The organism is Anaerolineales bacterium, from assembly GCA_015075625.1.
Classification (GTDB): domain Bacteria; phylum Chloroflexota; class Anaerolineae; order Aggregatilineales; family UBA2796; genus UBA2796.
Genome location: JABTTZ010000003.1, coordinates 59550 through 73983, shown reverse-complemented (window position 1 = coordinate 73983; position 14434 = coordinate 59550). Strand labels below are relative to the sequence as shown.

The window sequence follows — 14434 nt, the reverse complement described above, 5'->3', positions numbered from 1 at the left end:
GTGACCTAAGAGGTCAAGCCGAGGCGCTTCTTGCGTTCCTCAAGCTGCTGATCGACCACCGTACTTTCAAGGACATCTTCCACCTGTTCGGAAAGGCGCGTGCCAGCAAGTTCGAGCTTAGCGTCTTCCTGATCGAGCCGCTCACGAATAGCATCGGCAACACGCTTAATGTCTGTATCGCCAATCCCTTGAATATCGGCAAGGCTCTTAATGGTTTTTGTTGTCTGCGCCTTTGCCTCGGCAAGTTTCATCAGTTCGGCAAGGTGTTCGCGTTCTTGCCGCGCCGTGCCAAGTTTCGATTCCATCTTCAGTTTGGCGTCGAGCATCTTCTTATATTCTGACTCTTGCCCCTGCCATTGTTCGTAGTAGCTTTGGGCAAGCTGCTGCTGCGTGTTCAGCTTTGCCTGCATCTTCGCCGCAATATCTGCCTGTCCCCGCGTCAGAAGGGTATCAATATCCCGATCCAGCTTTTCGGCTTGGGCGGCAATTTCTTCGTGTTTCCGCTTCAGCGTGCGAACGCTCCCACCAACGGTGACAATTGCCGTCTCCAACTGATCAAGGTCGCGCTCGGCGCGGCGGATGTATTCATCCATGACTTTGATCGAATTCGATTCAAGCGCCTTATCCACAATGCTGTGAAGGCTAGCGGAGATGGCGATTTGGATTTTTTCAAGAATTGACTGCGCCACAGATTTGCCCTTTCCCTGTCTATATCTCTAGCTTACCCAAACCAAAATGATCTCACCGCAGAGCATTGTAACATAGGTTGGCAGGGGAAACGATTCCGAGGAAAGAATCAAGCATCCCCTCAAGAACTCTGGCTGACGCTGAAGGACGGACTACCGCCACCCTGGATACCAGTCATCGAACAGCGGCAGCAGATCGAGAAGCGTCTTGATCTCTCCATCGGGGACGATCTCCCCTAGCGCCACCATCGGCGGACGGTGATCCAAAAGACGCAAGACTGCACGCATTCCCATCTTTTGCGCTCCGGCAACATCAGCAACGGGGTTATCGCCCACAAAGACGACCTCTGAGGGAGAAACGCCTAAACAATCGAGGGCTGCGCGGAAAATGGCTTGGTGCGGCTTGATGAAGCCCACATCGGCGGCGGCGAAGCGGCACGCTCCAAAGTAATTGAGGAGGTTGAAAGCTGCCAATTCCTGATCACGCATCCACATCGGAACACTGGCATTCGTCACCACACCCATCGCAATTCCTTGCTGTTGTAGGGCTGCCAGCGCCTCTGGCACATCGGGGAAACAGGTGACACCGGAGGCAACCTGCCAATCATAGCGCCGCAGACAGACATTGATATCCAATTTGGCGCGGGGGACGCCCATCAGATCAAACGCCATGAGCAGCGCCTCCCCATAGTGAGGGGCGTGATAGGTGTATTCGGCGTCCAACCACGCCTGCCGAGAAATACGCCGCACCTCATCGAAAAAGTCTGCGACGGGGGAAAAAATGGGCTGGATGGTCTCCACAACGTAATCAAAGACGTGCTGAAGGTGGGCGCGTTCATGGCTTGCCCAATCGCCGCTTCGCCGCGACCAATCGAGAAGCGTGTCATCCATATCAAAAAGGACAGCTTTTAGAGAACTCATAAGCGCCTATTATAGCCTGATCAGCCCTGCGCGGCGAATAAAATGACTGCCGCCGCTGCCGCTGCATTGAGGGACTCCGCATCGTTCGCCATTGGGATGCGGATGCGCCCTGTCGCCAGCGCCCGTGCCGCGTCACCCGCGCCGCGTGCCTCGCCGCCAATGATCACGCCATGAGGCTGCGCCCAATCCACCGCTCGGTAGGATCGTTCTCCTTCGGCATCGGCAAGGTAAACCGTCAATCCCCCACATGTTTCCTGAATCATCGCCCATCCGGTGGGGCTTGCTGGAATACGAAAATGCGCCCCCATCCCTGCCCGCAGTGCCTTGCCGCTGTAAGGATCAGCGCAGCCCGGCGCCAAAAAGACGGCATCCACGCCCGCCGCCGCCGCCGTTCGCAAGATTGTACCGAGGTTGCCTGGGTCGCTTATGGCATCCAAAATCAGAGCGCGGCGTAAGGGGTGCGGCAGGGCAAGGTGCGGCAGCGGGACAACGGCAATGACCCCTTGTGGGGTGGTCGTCTCCGCTGCTTGGGTAAGAAGCGCCGCTGTGGTCTCAAGGCATAGCACATGGTGGGCGTTGAGGGTGTTCAAGAGTGCCGCCCCTCCCTTGCCTTCTTGGGTTGCCTCTGCGCTGTAGACGACAAATTCGGGGCGAATGCCCGCCGCCAACGCATCGCTAATCAAACGAACACCCTCCAAAACAGCCCGTCCATCCTCCCGACGGAGGCGCGGCTTGCTTTGGAGGGCGCGAATATACTTGAGGCGCTCGTTGTGCGGGCTGCTGATCATGTGACCCATTTCCCCCGAAACGCCAACCCTCTTGTGGAGAGGCGGCGCGGTGGAGGCTTTTAGGCGGATTTCAGCGCGGCGCTGACAATCTTCTGAAAGGTGTCAATATCACGCACAGCAAGGTCGGCAAGAATCTTCCGGTCAAGGATGATGTCCGCCTTCTTCAAGGCGTTGATCAGCCGGCTGTAGCTTGTGCCGTAGAGTCGTGCTGCCGCGTTGATGCGGGCGATCCACAGGCGGCGCAGCTGGCGGCGGCGCTGGCGGCGGTCACGGTAGGCATACCACAGGCTTTGCATCATCGCTTCGTTGGCGCGGCGGAATAGCAAATGTTTGCTGCCCCACTGCCCTTTGGTCAACTTCAAAATTTTCTTATGACTGCGGCGGGTAACGTAACCGCCTTTTGTACGCGCCATTGGCTATTCTCTCTCGTCTTATACTCAGTAACAGGGTAGGGTGCCGGCTTAGCGATCAGCCACGCGGCGGGTTTGCTTTGTGCTTGCCCAAATAAGGGGCAAGACGACGGACACGACGGCGTTCCGCCTTGTTGGAAACCTCCAACATCCGCTGGAACAAGCGTTTCGTGCGTTTAGTGGTGCGACGGCGCAAATGGCTTTTGCCACCCTTCGTGCGGACGAGTTTCCCAGAACCCGTCATGCGAAAGCGCTTTGCCGTCGCCTTATGCGTTTTCAGCTTGAACTTCGTCACGGTCTTCTCTCTCCTAGCATGGCAACACCGCAGGTAGACCCATGCGGTGTGTACATAGACGACTTACGGTTTGTCTTGACCTCACCCATTGCCTTTGCCTAAACAGCAACGTGGAGCAGGTTAAGCTTTGGGCGGTTTGCTATCCCCTTCGGTGGGCGGCATTGCTGGTTGTTTCGCGCCAGCAGCTTCGGCAGATTTCTTCGCCACTTTCTCAGCCCGTTCAGCTTTTTCCGCTTTTTCGGCATTGGCGTTAGGGGCAAATAGCATGAACATCGCCCGCCCTTCCATCGTCGGATACTGTTCCACAATGGCAACATCGGAAAGTTCCTTGACGATCTCGTTCATCTGGTTACGAGCAATATCGGCATAGGTGATCTCCCGCCCGTGAAAGACGAGCTTCACCTTTACCTTCATCCCTTCCCCAAGCCACCGCCGCGCATCGCGCAATTTAAAGCCGAGGTGATAGTCATTCGTCTTCATCTGAAGGCGAATTTCCTTGACCTCAATGACTTTTTGCGCCTTGCGTGCCTCGCGTTGCTTCTTTGACTGTTCGTAAAGAAATTTGCTGTAATCCATGACACGGCACACAGGCGGGTCCGCGTTCGGGGCAACTTCTACCAAATCCAATCCGCGTTCTTGGGCAATGGTCATTGCCTCACGGAATGTCACCAACCCAACGTTCTCATTCGCGCCATCCGCGCCGGTGACGATCAGGCGCACACGCTGCACACCCCGAATTTGTTCGTTAACGCGATATTCTTCCGTACTGATACGAACCTACCTTCTCAAGCGCCGTGCGCCACTGAATCGCAAACCTTAAACATGATTGAAAGATTATCCTAGCACAAGAGACAGGCGGAGTCAATTGTGATCGGTTGCCGGAGGGTGACTTATTCTCTTTCGCTCAGCGCCGCAGCAGATCAATGATCAGCGGCTCAAGTTTTGCCAGCAGCGGCGGACCCAAAATGAGCGCTCCGATGATCACCGCCGCAACAGAGGTCAGCAGTACCGCCGCCGCCCCAACGTCCTTCCCCACCCGCGCCATAGGGTGCAGGTCAGGGCTGGCAAGGTTTACCGCCGCTTCAATGGCGGCGTTGACAAATTCCGCCATCCAGTTGATAGTGATGATCAAAATGAGGATTGCCCACTCAAAAGGCGGCAGCGCCAGCCACAGCCCTGCCCCAAACACGATGATTGATACCACCGCCTGAATACGGGTGTTTTTTTGGTACTTCAGCATATACAGCCACCCCGCCAGCGCATAGCGGAGGCTTTTTAGGCGGCTGGTGCTGGTCATTGGACTATAGTGTTCCGGTTGTGTGCCAAGCGTCTCTAGCGTATCGGGATGCCAACGGAGCAGAGGACGGGTGGGACGGGGCGACGGAGAGTCTGGATTTATGTTGTCGAGCATGGCTGTCATTTTTTAGCGCACCTTTTCACCATCAAGTATAGCGGCGATTGCCCATTTCTCCCCTTTTTCTTCATTTTTGGTTGATCCTCTTTGTGAAGCCTGCTACAATCGCACTCCGCACCGTCACTAGGAGTCCGCTGAACACCGTGAGCCTTCTTCCGCACCAACTATCTACGCTAATTCGGGCGGGAATCATCGCCGCCCAAACCGCCGGCGTGTTGCCCTCATTTGCCATTCCCGATGTGCGCATCGAGCGCCCGAAGCGCCCAGAGATGGGCGATTATGCCTCCGCCGTTGCCCTACAGGTGACAAAACTAGCGGGAAAGCCTCCCTTAGAGATTGCCACGATCATCGTCGCCCACCTCCCGCCTTCCGAACTCGTCAGCGCGGCAGAGGTTGCCCCACCGGGGTTTGTTAATCTTCGGCTCTCCGAGGTGTGGGTGGCTGCCCAAGTCGATTACCTTTTGGGAGCGGGCGAACGCGCCTTCACCACCAGCGACGGGGCGGGAAAAACCGCCCAAGTAGAGTATGTCAGCGCCAACCCCACCGGACCCCTCAGCGTCCACCGTATTCGGGGTGGTGTTCTGGGGGATACCCTTGCCAATCTGCTGGAGACACAGGGGTACAGCGTCACCCGCGAATATTACTTCAACGATGCTGGTCAGCAGATGAACAAACTCGGTGAGAGCATTCGCGCCCGCTACCTTGAACTTCTCGGTGAGCCGATTGTTTACCCTGAGGGGGGCTACAAGGGGCTTTACATTCGGATGCTTGCCGCCGCTCTTCTTGCCCTCAAAGGGGATTCTCTGCGCGATGCCCCCCTGGATGACTTCCGCCAATTCGGGGCGCGGGCGATTATTGAGCGCATCAAACACAGTATGCACCGTGTGAACATCCGCCATAACTCGTTTTTCAACGAGAGCAGCCTCTACACGGAGGGCGCTGTTCAAGAGACGATTGAGGCGCTGCGCGAACGCGGCTACGCTTACGAGCAGGATGGCGCGGTGTTCTTCAAATCAAGCGCTTTGGGCGATGAAAAAGATCGCGTCATTGTCAAACGGACGGGCGAGCCAACCTACCGTCTTCCCGATATTGCCTACCACAAAAACAAGCTGGATCGCGGCTTTGACCTGATCGTAGATGTTTTTGGGGCAGATCACGCCGCCACCGCCCCGCAGGTTCTTCTCGGCGTGCGGGCACTTGGCTATGATCCCTCTGTGGTGCGCACGATCATCCACCAGATGGTGGAACTTGTGGAGGGGGGCGAAACGCGCCGGATGTCCACACGGCGCGGCGATTTTGTCGAATTAGACGAACTGCTTGACGATGTTGGCGCTGACGCTGTGCGCTACTTTATGTTGGCGCAAAGCCCAAACACAAGCATGAACTTTGATCTGGACTTGGCGCGTTCGCAAGGCGACGAGAACGCCGTTTACCGCATCCAGAGCGCCCACGTGCGCTGCGCCGGAATCCTTCGCAAAGCCGCCGAAAAGGGACTCACCATCGAAGGTGCAGACCTGAATCACCTCGGCGCGGAGGAACGCGCCTTTCTGCGCAAAGTGATTGAGATTCCCGAACGGATCGCCATTGCGATCTCAGAGATGGCGCCGCAGCGGGTGGCATTTTTTGCCCTCGAACTCGCCGGAGCGTTCCATCCCCTTTACGATAATGTCCGCGTTCTCTCCGAACAGGAAGACCTCTCCTCCGCTGTTCAAAAGGCGCGGCTGCGCTTTTATGCCGCTGTGAAGGTCGTCTTCGCTCGTCTGTTGTCGCTCATGGGCATGTCTGCCCCAGAGGTTATGGAACGCCGCGAGACGAAAAACCAGACAGCTCCAACCCCTGAAGGGGAGGAATAACAACACATGGGACTCAAACCCGATCATTGGATTCGCCGCATGGCGCATGAACAAGATATGATCAACCCCTTTGCCGAACGGACGCAGGAAAAGGGTGTGATCAGTTATGGGCTAAGCTCGTATGGCTATGACATGCGCGTGACAGACGAATTCAAAATCTTCACGAATGTTCATTCTGCCGTTGTTGATCCGAAGAACTTTGCCCCTTCCTCCTTTGTTGATTACACAGGGGATATTTGTGTGATCCCGCCGAATTCGTTCGTCCTTGCCCGCAGCGTCGAATACTTTCGCATCCCGCGCAGCGTATTAACAATTTGTTTAGGGAAAAGTACATATGCACGTTGTGGATTGATCGTAAACGTGACTCCCTTCGAGCCTGAATGGCAGGGGTACGTCACCCTCGAAATCTCCAACACAACGCCGCTTCCCGCCCGCATCTATGCGTGGGAGGGCATTGCCCAAGTCCTCTTTTTTGAAGCGGATGAGGGGTGTGAGGTGAGCTACGCTGACCGCGCCGGAAAATATCAAAACCAACAGGGGATCGTCCTCCCCAAAGTGAGCGAGTCCTAACCTATGTTCCTCATCCGCACTATCCGCCGTATGGCGAAACGTCCCTTTGGTTTGTTGACGCTTGTTCTCATGGGGGCGATCTTTGTCTTGGGGCTGCTCAATCTGGGCTTGGTTGCCCTTCGCGCCGCCGACAGCGCCCCCGATTACCCTCCGCGAGCGCTGATCTACGTGACGACCTTTGACGCCTTCAATGAGCATTGGTCTACCTTTCCGGGGCAAATCCGCGCCGAGATCAGCGATGGGGTGTTGGTCATTACCAGCGATAGCAGTAACGCCGGCGCATTTTCCCTGCTGAACCAGCAAATCAGGGATTTTGATCTGACCGTTCAAACGGAGTGGCGGACGATCAGCAGTCCAGCAGACCAGATCGGCGTCCTCTTTCGCTATCAAAACGCCGATAACTATTACACCTTCAAGATTCGCAGCGATGGCGCCTACCTTGTGGGGATGAAGGCGCAGGGCGAGGATGAAATCCCTCTCAGCCAGTGGCAGATCAATCCCGCCATCCACACCGAGCCAAACGCCACAAACCTGATTCAGATCATTGCCCGCCGCTACACCTTTGAATTCTACGTGAACGGCATCCAACTCCCTGTTTGCCCCAAAGGGAACGACAGACGCTCTACATGGCGCAGCCTGACCAGCGGCGAGTGCCTCAGCAACGGCGGGCGCACCCGCGATCAATTGGCAGAGGCAACCTTTGAGGAAGGCAAAATTGGCGTGGGTATGGTGGCGGGCGATTTGGGCGCGTCGGTGGGCTTTGACAATGTGATTATCCTCGGTGCGAGACCGCAGTAAAGGCGTTTTCCGATGAACCCCATGACACCCAAACCGACAGGCGTCACGCTAAACAAGACGACCGGCGAACTGATCATCACCTGGGCAGATGGGGCAACCTGTCATTACCCGCTGGCAAACCTCCGCGAGGCGTGTCCCTGTGTGGAGTGTCGCGGCGGGCATGAGAACATGGGGCGGCATACCGACCCCGACCACATTCTTGCCCTCACCCCTGCCCGATCCTACACAATGGAAAAACTCGAACTTGTTGGCAATTACGCTCTTCAGCCCTTTTGGGATGATGGACACCACACCGGTATGTATACCTTTGAGTATCTGCGCCGCCTTTGCCCGCCCGAAAGCGCCTCGCCAACCTCGCCAACTGGGGAGTAGCCGTGACTGAATCACACCCGCCCGTTCAATCAATTCTGATCGATGAAGACCGCCTTCAAACCCGCATTGCCGAGTTGGGACGCCAAATCAACGTCGATTATCGGGGGGTGAATGGGCTGTTGTTGGTGAGTGTTCTCAAGGGGAGTGTCCTGTTCCTTGCCGATCTCATGCGCTGCATCCATATCCCCCATGCCATTGATTTTATGGCGGTGTCCTCCTATGGGACGGGGGCGCGGACGAACTCTGGTGTGGTGCGCATTGATATGGACTTGAAGCAGAGTATTGAGGGACGGCATTTGCTGATTGTCGAGGACATCATCGACAGCGGGATCACCCTCGCCTACATTCGGAAACTCTTGTTGGATCGCCTTCCCGCCAGCCTGAAAATCTGCGCCTTGCTGAACAAGCCCGAACGCCGCAAAATTGATATTCCTGTCGATTATATCGGGTTCAATATCCCCGACACATTCGTCTTTGGCTACGGGTTGGATTTGGACGAGCTGTACCGGAACTTGCCCTATATTGCGGTGGCAAAGACGGGTTGATCGCCCGACGCGAAAGCGTCGGGCTGAGAGCAGCACCCCGGTGAAGCCTGCAAGGGATTTCCCCGCAGCAACCAGACGCGCCGTATTGGTTAAAAGCGTATCTCCTGAGGACGGAACATCCCAAGCAGTCCAGCAATGATCCCCGCCCCTATGCTCCCCAAAATCACCGAATATGCCCCCTTAATCGCCCCAAACTCGTGGACGCGCCCTAAGAGGAAGGCTTGCAGAATAAATGTCCCCAACCCACTTCCAACAAGCATAAGCAACCCTACATTTGCCAGTGAGGTTGGTACATAGCCTGTCACAGCGCCGATCAAGATGGCAAAGCCAATCATGATAGAGATGTAGCCAATCACGGCGACGTTCATGCTCACGCGCAAATGGCGGATCATCGATCCTGTCCCGCCCATCATTAGGGTGGCAACAGCATAGACAATGGTGAATTGGAAGAAGGTTGAACCAAGCGTCAGTGCGCCAAGCCGCAGCACCCACGGCAAAACCATATTCAGGGGGAATACGACAAACAGGCTTCTGATATTTGGCAGGGGTTGGTTATAAACCAGCGCCTCTACATAGGCTTGGATGACGTATGAGCCATAAAAGAACACAATGCTGAACAGGGCGATCACGATCAACAAGATGACCCCCGAAAGGATCATGTCCCAGAATTCGCGGTCATGGGAAGGGGCAGTCGTTTTCGGTGGTACAGCGTTCGCCATGCGCAGCACCTCTTGGAAAGCGGCTTTTCCGCCCATCCCGCTGAGCGAAGTTGCCAAGCCCTGCGCCCCAGGATCATCGACTAGACCAGGGTTTATCATAAGCGCACGGGCAAGCTCAAGAACAGCTTCATCTTTTTTGCCCTGTGTCATATGGGTAAAGGCAGAATTTAGGCGACTTTTCGCCTGATTCACCCGTGCGCTGTTCACCGCTTTGGCATTCGAGAGATCAATCTCCGGGATCGCCTTTGCCCCGCCGCCGCTTCCACCACCCGCCCCACCTGTGGCTCGCTCGCGTTGCCCTTCACCACTAGGGGCGGCAAGCGCCATCCCCGCCGATCCTGATGATCCCTGTGGCTTGGTGTACGCCCGTAAGATGTCAGGCAGGTTCGAGTTGCCTTCATTAGTATTGGTATGTGTCGTTGACACAGGTGGCGGCGGCGTTTCCCCGTAACTTCCACCCATCGCTGGCTGCGTGTACGCCTTCAAAATATCGGGAAGGTGAGACTCGCTGTCGGCGCTTGGTGTGGGCGGATCACTGGGAGGGAGCGCCGCGCTGCCACGCTCTTGGTTCACCTTCTGGATGTAACGCCCCGCCTTCAACGCCAGTTCGCGGAGATCGTTCACGGGGTCTGTTTTGTAGGCGGTGGCAAGCGGTTTTAGAGCGCGGGGATCGCCGCTTTTTCCCAACCACAAAATCGCTTCTCGGCGCTTATCAGCGTTTGGGTGGTTCAATTGCTGGACATACTGCTCGAACATAGTGCGGCATTCCTTTTTGAGATGGCGTATGATCGCCAGTGAACACAGTCCCTATGAAGGGAGGCGCAAAAAAATATGACGAAGGATGGTTGTCTCTCCCGTCATCGTAACAATACTATATCCCGCTGGCTCATCCGGTGCGGTGTTGGGGTAGGGCTGTTCCGGGTAGCTTTCCAACTGGGCGAGGGCAGAGGCGGCACTGGCGTAGAGAATCCCCTCGTGATATGCCTGATATGCGCGGTGAATATGACCAAAAAATACCCCGCGCAGCCGTCCCCGCGCCGGGGCGATTGCCGCCCGAAACGCTGCGTGGTTTTCCACCAGCATCAGCGCCAGTGCCGCACCATGATCGATCCACTGCGAATCAAGTGGCAGCGGCGGATGGTGGAGGACAATAACCAGCGGCGGGCCATCCGCCGTGCAAAGGGTGCGCAATGCCGCCAACTGCTCCTCACTTAGCCAACCAGCGGGGTCGCGTTCCCCGCGTGAATCAAAGACGGCAAAGGTGATTCCCTTTAAACTGAAGCTGTAATCGAACCGCCCGCCGAGATCGTTCTCTGATGAGTTATTCAGCAGCACACGGCGTAGCGCTGCGGGGTCATCATGGTTGCCCGCCACGTAGTAAATTGGGTAACGCAGTTTGGAGAGGGCTGTTTTCGCTAGATGGTAAGCCGCCTCGCTGCGATCATCAACGACATCCCCGGTATGGAGGACGAAATCAATCGGAAACGTGTGTCTGTTTAGATGATCGACAAGGGTTTCGAGGTAAGCGAAAGCGTTTCGCCCATAGAGTTCAAACCCCGCTGCCCCTCTCACATGCGTATCGGTGATATGGATAAACCGGATCATGGATTCCTGTGCGCCGCTCCTATCACGAAACTCACTGCCTTCTCAATAGCTTCGTTCACGCCTGTAACCCTCATGCTATACTGGTAAGTATGACACACCCTGCGCCCCCGCGCCTTCACTTCAGGTTTCCCCCCCATGCCTGATCTACGCACCTTGCTTTATCTCGTTGTTGCCCTGCGGGTGACGCTTCTCATTGCCCATCCACCGCAGTTTGTCCAAACGCCAAGGGGCGTTCTTGAGCGGGGGATCACTGTCAACGGCGATTTTGCCTACCATTTTGGGATTGCTGAAAACACCCAACAAGGACTCTTACCTTATCACGATTATTGGTACGAATACCCCCCCCTCATTCCCCTCATATCTGGGGGTATTTATGCGCTCTCCGATCGGCGGTTTAGTTCGTATGCGAATCTGTTAGCTCTTGTCTTGATCGCCTTTGATGTAGGAAATATCCTCCTTGTGCGGGGGATTGGGAAGGCGCTTTATGGCATTCCGGTGGGGGATACTCTTGCCTGGACATACGCCCTCATGCCTGCCCCGCTAATCCTCGGTTTTTGGAATTTCGAGGGGGTGGTGACGTTTTTCTTGCTTGGCTCGCTGCGCCTTCTGATCGCCAAGCGGGATGCGCCAGCGGGCATCCTGATCGCGCTTGGAGCGCTGACAAAACTTGTCCCATTGGCGGCGTTGGTGGCGGTGTGGCGCGTTTGCCCCCCGCGCTTGGCACTCCGCACAACGGGAATTGCCCTCAGCCTGACGGGGTTTGGCTTAGGGGCGATCTTAGTCTTTGCCCCAATCTATGGTGTCCCTTCGCTCACCGCACAGTTTGTCAAACCCTCTTTCCAAACCGTGTGGGCGTTGATCGATGGGAATTTCATGAGCGGGACATTCAACGGTGATCGCCGTGATCCCGCCGCCATTCAGGATGGACGCGGTAGCCCGCCGCGCATCCCACCATTATTTCGGTTGGTATTCTTTGGCGGGATTGGCGCTGCCGTTTATGCCTTCTCACAGCGGCGCAATGAGCGCGGACTGGTTGCCTTCGTCGCCATCACGGTGACGCTTCTCTACCTGTGGTCGGCAGGGTGGAGTACCCAATGGCAGGCGCTCGTGATTCCACTCATCCTACTGACCATTCCCACCCGCAGCGGGGTGATCCTCGCCCTTGCCCTGACCCTCTTTAGTTTTGCCGAATACCCGCTGATCTTCATCATCGGCGCGGACGCTGAGGGAATGATCAGCGCCGCCTACCGCCCTCTCTTTGGCATGGCGATTTTGGCGCGGACAGGTGTCCTGATCGCCTTCGCCGTTGTTTTGTTCGGGATTCTACGTCAGGAGTCGCCGTGAGCGCCCACACCATGACCACACCTAACGCCCCCCACCTTATCCGGCGCGATTACCTGATTCTGGCTGCCCTTGCCCTCATCATCGGGGTGGCTGCCGCCGCGCCCTTGCACAATCCGGGCTACACCGATGCCTATTATTACTACAATGCGGCGGCGCGGCTCGTTGGCGGGCAAGGGCTGACCGACGCCGTTCTTTGGACATACTTGGGCAATCCAACGACGCTCCCCGCCCCAAGCCACCTCTATTGGCTGCCGATGCCTTCGTTTGTGGCGGCGGTGGGGATGGCGATCTTTGGGATTGGCTTCAAAGCGGCGCAGGTCGGTTTTGTGGCGCTCTATATCGCCCTTGCCCTCATTGGCGCGTGGCTTGGCGGGCGTTTGGGAGGGACGCGCCGCACTGGGTGGCTCAGCGGGCTGGTTACACTCCTTAGCGGCTATTTTCTTCCCTATTGGTTCACCACCGCCACCTTCGCTCCCTTTGCTGTTTTTGCGGCGCTGGCGCTCATTGGCTGCGGGATCGGGCGGGCGCACGAAAAAACGCTGGCGTGGGCGGGGGCGGGCGTCTGCTGCGGCTTAGCACACCTCACCCGTAACGATGGGCTATTCGTTGTGGCGGCGCTTGTCATTGCCGCACTTTGGGGACGTTGGCGGACGGGGCGGGCATGGCGCGGGGCAATAATCGGCGTTGCTTCCTACCTTCTGATTATGACGCCCTGGTTTGCCCGCAATCTGAGCATCTCCGGGACAATTCTTCCCGCTGGTGGGCTTGATCTCGCCTTTGCGCGGACGTATGACGATCTGTTCAACTACCCGCCGCGCATTGAGGCAAGCGCCTTTTTCGCACAAGGTCTAGGGGCGATCCTTCGCGGGCGGGGCGAGGCGTTAGCGCTGAACGCGCAGACGTTCCTCGCCGTTGAGGGGGGAATCCTCATTGCACCGCTCATGGTGATCGGCTTATGGCGGCAGCGGCGTGATCCGCTCCTCGCCGGATTTCTGCTCTACATGCCCGCCCTCCACCTTCTGATGACGCTCGTCTTTCCTTTTTCGGGGATGCGCGGCGGACTGTTTCACTCAGCGGCGGCGCTCGTCCCCTTTTGGGCGGCGCTCGGCGTCATTGGCTTGGAGGGGGTGATTGCTCGGCTGGCAAAGTGGCGGCGCTGGCGCGTGCGGCAGGCACAGGCGGTTTTCAGTGGGGCGGCGCTCGTTTGGCTGGCGTACCTCAGCTATACAACGGCGGCGGGCAAAGCAGCCGCATGGGGCGGGGAGAGCGCCTATGGCTGGCTGGATGTGCCGCCGGGAGCAGTGGTCATGCTTAACGATCCCGCCGCCCTCTACTACTTTCGCGGCATTTCGGCAGTGGTTATTCCCAACGCGCCACCAGAGCGGATCGCGGAAATTGCCGCACGTTATGGGGTGACTCATGTCCTGATCGATCCCGCCCATACTGTGCCATTGGTTGCTTTGTGGCGGGGGGAGGACATCCCGCCATTTTTGCAAATTGTGATATGGGCAGAAGGGTATCGCCTATATCGCATTGTGCCTTAAAGGGGTGTGATATAACCCTATTGCGCCGCCGCCCTAAGTTGGCGACAATTGTTCGGGCTAACCCGATCACCGTCGTGAGTACCCCGCACGGTGAATATCCTAAGGAGAATTCTCCCTTGTCTGAGCAAAAAACAATCACGACTGTCTCTGGCTTGCGCTATGTCGATCTCGTTGAAGGGACGGGGGCAATGCCGCAATCGGGGCAGACCATCGTTGTTCACTACACCGGAACGCTGGAAAACGGCACCAAATTTGATAGCTCCAAAGATCGCAAGGAGCCTTTTTCCTTCCGTATTGGCGTTGGGCAGGTGATCAAGGGATGGGATGAAGGCGTTATGTCGATGAAAGTGGGGGGAAAGCGCCAACTGACCATTCCGGCGGCGCTTGGCTACGGGGCGCGGGGTGCGGGCGGGGTAATTCCCCCCAACGCCACCTTGATCTTTGAGGTCGAACTGATCGCCATCAAGTAACCCCTCTCTATCTTCATAGGGGCGACCTGTCGATGTGGTCGCCCGCCCTATGCCCATAGGCACTCTATCCCTCATAGGCAACCCGTAGCCCAACCGCACA

The 14434-nt window shown here is 56.9% G+C and carries 17 protein-coding genes; 8 read left to right on the top strand and 9 right to left on the bottom strand.

What is annotated here, in order from left to right:
• Positions 1 to 5: 5 nt before the first annotated feature.
• From HS103_14525 to HS103_14495, 7 genes are all read right to left on the bottom strand, one after another.
• Positions 6 to 689 (bottom strand): PspA/IM30 family protein, encoded by a 684-nt coding sequence (locus tag HS103_14525; GenBank protein MBE7514015.1) that lies wholly within the window; start codon positions 687 to 689, stop codon positions 6 to 8.
• A gap of 150 nt (positions 690 to 839) precedes the next feature.
• The gene (locus tag HS103_14520) at positions 840 to 1607 is read right to left on the bottom strand and encodes an HAD family hydrolase (GenBank protein ID MBE7514014.1); all 768 of its coding nucleotides are present in this window, start codon (positions 1605 to 1607) and stop codon (positions 840 to 842) included.
• A 20-nt stretch (positions 1608 to 1627) separates the two neighbouring features.
• Entirely contained in the window at positions 1628 to 2395 is a 768-nt protein-coding gene (locus tag HS103_14515) for an RNA methyltransferase (protein MBE7514013.1), read from the bottom strand.
• A 59-nt stretch (positions 2396 to 2454) separates the two neighbouring features.
• Positions 2455 to 2808 carry a 50S ribosomal protein L20 gene (rplT, locus tag HS103_14510; protein ID MBE7514012.1) on the bottom strand — a complete coding sequence of 118 codons (354 nt, stop codon included), beginning with the start codon at positions 2806 to 2808 and terminating at the stop codon, positions 2455 to 2457.
• A gap of 55 nt (positions 2809 to 2863) precedes the next feature.
• Entirely contained in the window at positions 2864 to 3049 is a 186-nt protein-coding gene (locus HS103_14505) for a 50S ribosomal protein L35 (GenBank protein ID MBE7514011.1), read from the bottom strand.
• Positions 3050 to 3220: 171 nt separating this feature from the next.
• Entirely contained in the window at positions 3221 to 3871 is a 651-nt protein-coding gene (locus tag HS103_14500) for a translation initiation factor IF-3 (GenBank protein MBE7514010.1), read from the bottom strand.
• 133 nt (positions 3872 to 4004) lie between these two features.
• Positions 4005 to 4520 carry a diacylglycerol kinase family protein gene (locus HS103_14495; protein MBE7514009.1) on the bottom strand — a complete coding sequence of 172 codons (516 nt, stop codon included), beginning with the start codon at positions 4518 to 4520 and terminating at the stop codon, positions 4005 to 4007.
• Between the two features lie 83 nt (positions 4521 to 4603).
• Between HS103_14495 and HS103_14490 the strand changes: the two genes are divergently transcribed.
• Genes HS103_14490 through hpt form a run of 5 tightly spaced genes read left to right on the top strand, consistent with a single transcriptional unit; the run spans position 4604 to position 8652 of the window.
• Positions 4604 to 6367: an arginine--tRNA ligase gene (locus HS103_14490; protein ID MBE7514008.1), complete on the top strand. Its 1764-nt coding sequence runs from the start codon at positions 4604 to 4606 to the stop codon at positions 6365 to 6367.
• Between the two features lie 6 nt (positions 6368 to 6373).
• Entirely contained in the window at positions 6374 to 6937 is a 564-nt protein-coding gene (locus HS103_14485; protein ID MBE7514007.1) for a dCTP deaminase, read from the top strand.
• Between the two features lie 3 nt (positions 6938 to 6940).
• The gene (locus HS103_14480) at positions 6941 to 7735 is read left to right on the top strand and encodes a hypothetical protein (protein MBE7514006.1); all 795 of its coding nucleotides are present in this window, start codon (positions 6941 to 6943) and stop codon (positions 7733 to 7735) included.
• 12 nt (positions 7736 to 7747) lie between these two features.
• A complete protein-coding gene (locus HS103_14475) occupies positions 7748 to 8107 on the top strand; it encodes a DUF971 domain-containing protein (GenBank protein ID MBE7514005.1) in 360 nt (119 codons plus the stop codon).
• A 2-nt stretch (positions 8108 to 8109) separates the two neighbouring features.
• Positions 8110 to 8652, top strand: a complete 543-nt coding sequence (gene hpt, locus HS103_14470; GenBank protein MBE7514004.1) for a hypoxanthine phosphoribosyltransferase — start codon at positions 8110 to 8112, stop codon at positions 8650 to 8652.
• Between the two features lie 89 nt (positions 8653 to 8741).
• Here hpt and HS103_14465 read toward each other — a convergent pair whose 3' ends face one another.
• Both HS103_14465 and HS103_14460 read right to left on the bottom strand, forming a co-directional pair.
• The gene (locus tag HS103_14465) at positions 8742 to 10127 is read right to left on the bottom strand and encodes a hypothetical protein (GenBank protein ID MBE7514003.1); all 1386 of its coding nucleotides are present in this window, start codon (positions 10125 to 10127) and stop codon (positions 8742 to 8744) included.
• Between the two features lie 51 nt (positions 10128 to 10178).
• On the bottom strand, positions 10179 to 10976 hold the full coding sequence (locus HS103_14460) for a metallophosphoesterase (protein MBE7514002.1): 798 nt from the start codon (positions 10974 to 10976) through the stop codon (positions 10179 to 10181).
• Between the two features lie 135 nt (positions 10977 to 11111).
• Here HS103_14460 and HS103_14455 point away from each other — a divergent pair, with 135 nt between their 5' ends.
• From HS103_14455 to HS103_14445, 3 genes are read left to right on the top strand one after another with little or no spacing between them, the layout of a single operon-like run.
• Positions 11112 to 12320: a hypothetical protein gene (locus tag HS103_14455; GenBank protein MBE7514001.1), complete on the top strand. Its 1209-nt coding sequence runs from the start codon at positions 11112 to 11114 to the stop codon at positions 12318 to 12320.
• Positions 12317 to 13864 (top strand): glycosyltransferase family 39 protein, encoded by a 1548-nt coding sequence (locus HS103_14450; protein ID MBE7514000.1) that lies wholly within the window; start codon positions 12317 to 12319, stop codon positions 13862 to 13864. The genes HS103_14455 and HS103_14450 overlap by 4 nt, the downstream gene beginning before the upstream one ends.
• Complete coding sequence (locus HS103_14445) at positions 13825 to 14334, top strand: FKBP-type peptidyl-prolyl cis-trans isomerase (protein MBE7513999.1); 510 nt, start codon at positions 13825 to 13827, stop codon at positions 14332 to 14334. The genes HS103_14450 and HS103_14445 overlap by 40 nt, the downstream gene beginning before the upstream one ends.
• The last annotated feature ends 100 nt before the right edge of the window (positions 14335 to 14434 follow it).

Coding starts and splice junctions, on each gene's coding strand:
- HS103_14520 (MBE7514014.1), bottom strand. CDS start 1,607: ATGAGTTCTCTAAAAGCTGTCCTTTTTGATATGGATGACACGCTTCTC.
- HS103_14515 (MBE7514013.1), bottom strand. CDS start 2,395: ATGATCAGCAGCCCGCACAACGAGCGCCTCAAGTATATTCGCGCCCTC.
- rplT (MBE7514012.1), bottom strand. CDS start 2,808: ATGGCGCGTACAAAAGGCGGTTACGTTACCCGCCGCAGTCATAAGAAA.
- HS103_14505 (MBE7514011.1), bottom strand. CDS start 3,049: ATGACGGGTTCTGGGAAACTCGTCCGCACGAAGGGTGGCAAAAGCCAT.
- HS103_14495 (MBE7514009.1), bottom strand. CDS start 4,520: ATGACAGCCATGCTCGACAACATAAATCCAGACTCTCCGTCGCCCCGT.
- HS103_14485 (MBE7514007.1), top strand. CDS start 6,374: ATGGGACTCAAACCCGATCATTGGATTCGCCGCATGGCGCATGAACAA.
- HS103_14480 (MBE7514006.1), top strand. CDS start 6,941: ATGTTCCTCATCCGCACTATCCGCCGTATGGCGAAACGTCCCTTTGGT.
- HS103_14475 (MBE7514005.1), top strand. CDS start 7,748: ATGAACCCCATGACACCCAAACCGACAGGCGTCACGCTAAACAAGACG.
- HS103_14465 (MBE7514003.1), bottom strand. CDS start 10,127: ATGTTCGAGCAGTATGTCCAGCAATTGAACCACCCAAACGCTGATAAG.
- HS103_14460 (MBE7514002.1), bottom strand. CDS start 10,976: ATGATCCGGTTTATCCATATCACCGATACGCATGTGAGAGGGGCAGCG.
- HS103_14455 (MBE7514001.1), top strand. CDS start 11,112: ATGCCTGATCTACGCACCTTGCTTTATCTCGTTGTTGCCCTGCGGGTG.
- HS103_14445 (MBE7513999.1), top strand. CDS start 13,825: ATGGGCAGAAGGGTATCGCCTATATCGCATTGTGCCTTAAAGGGGTGT.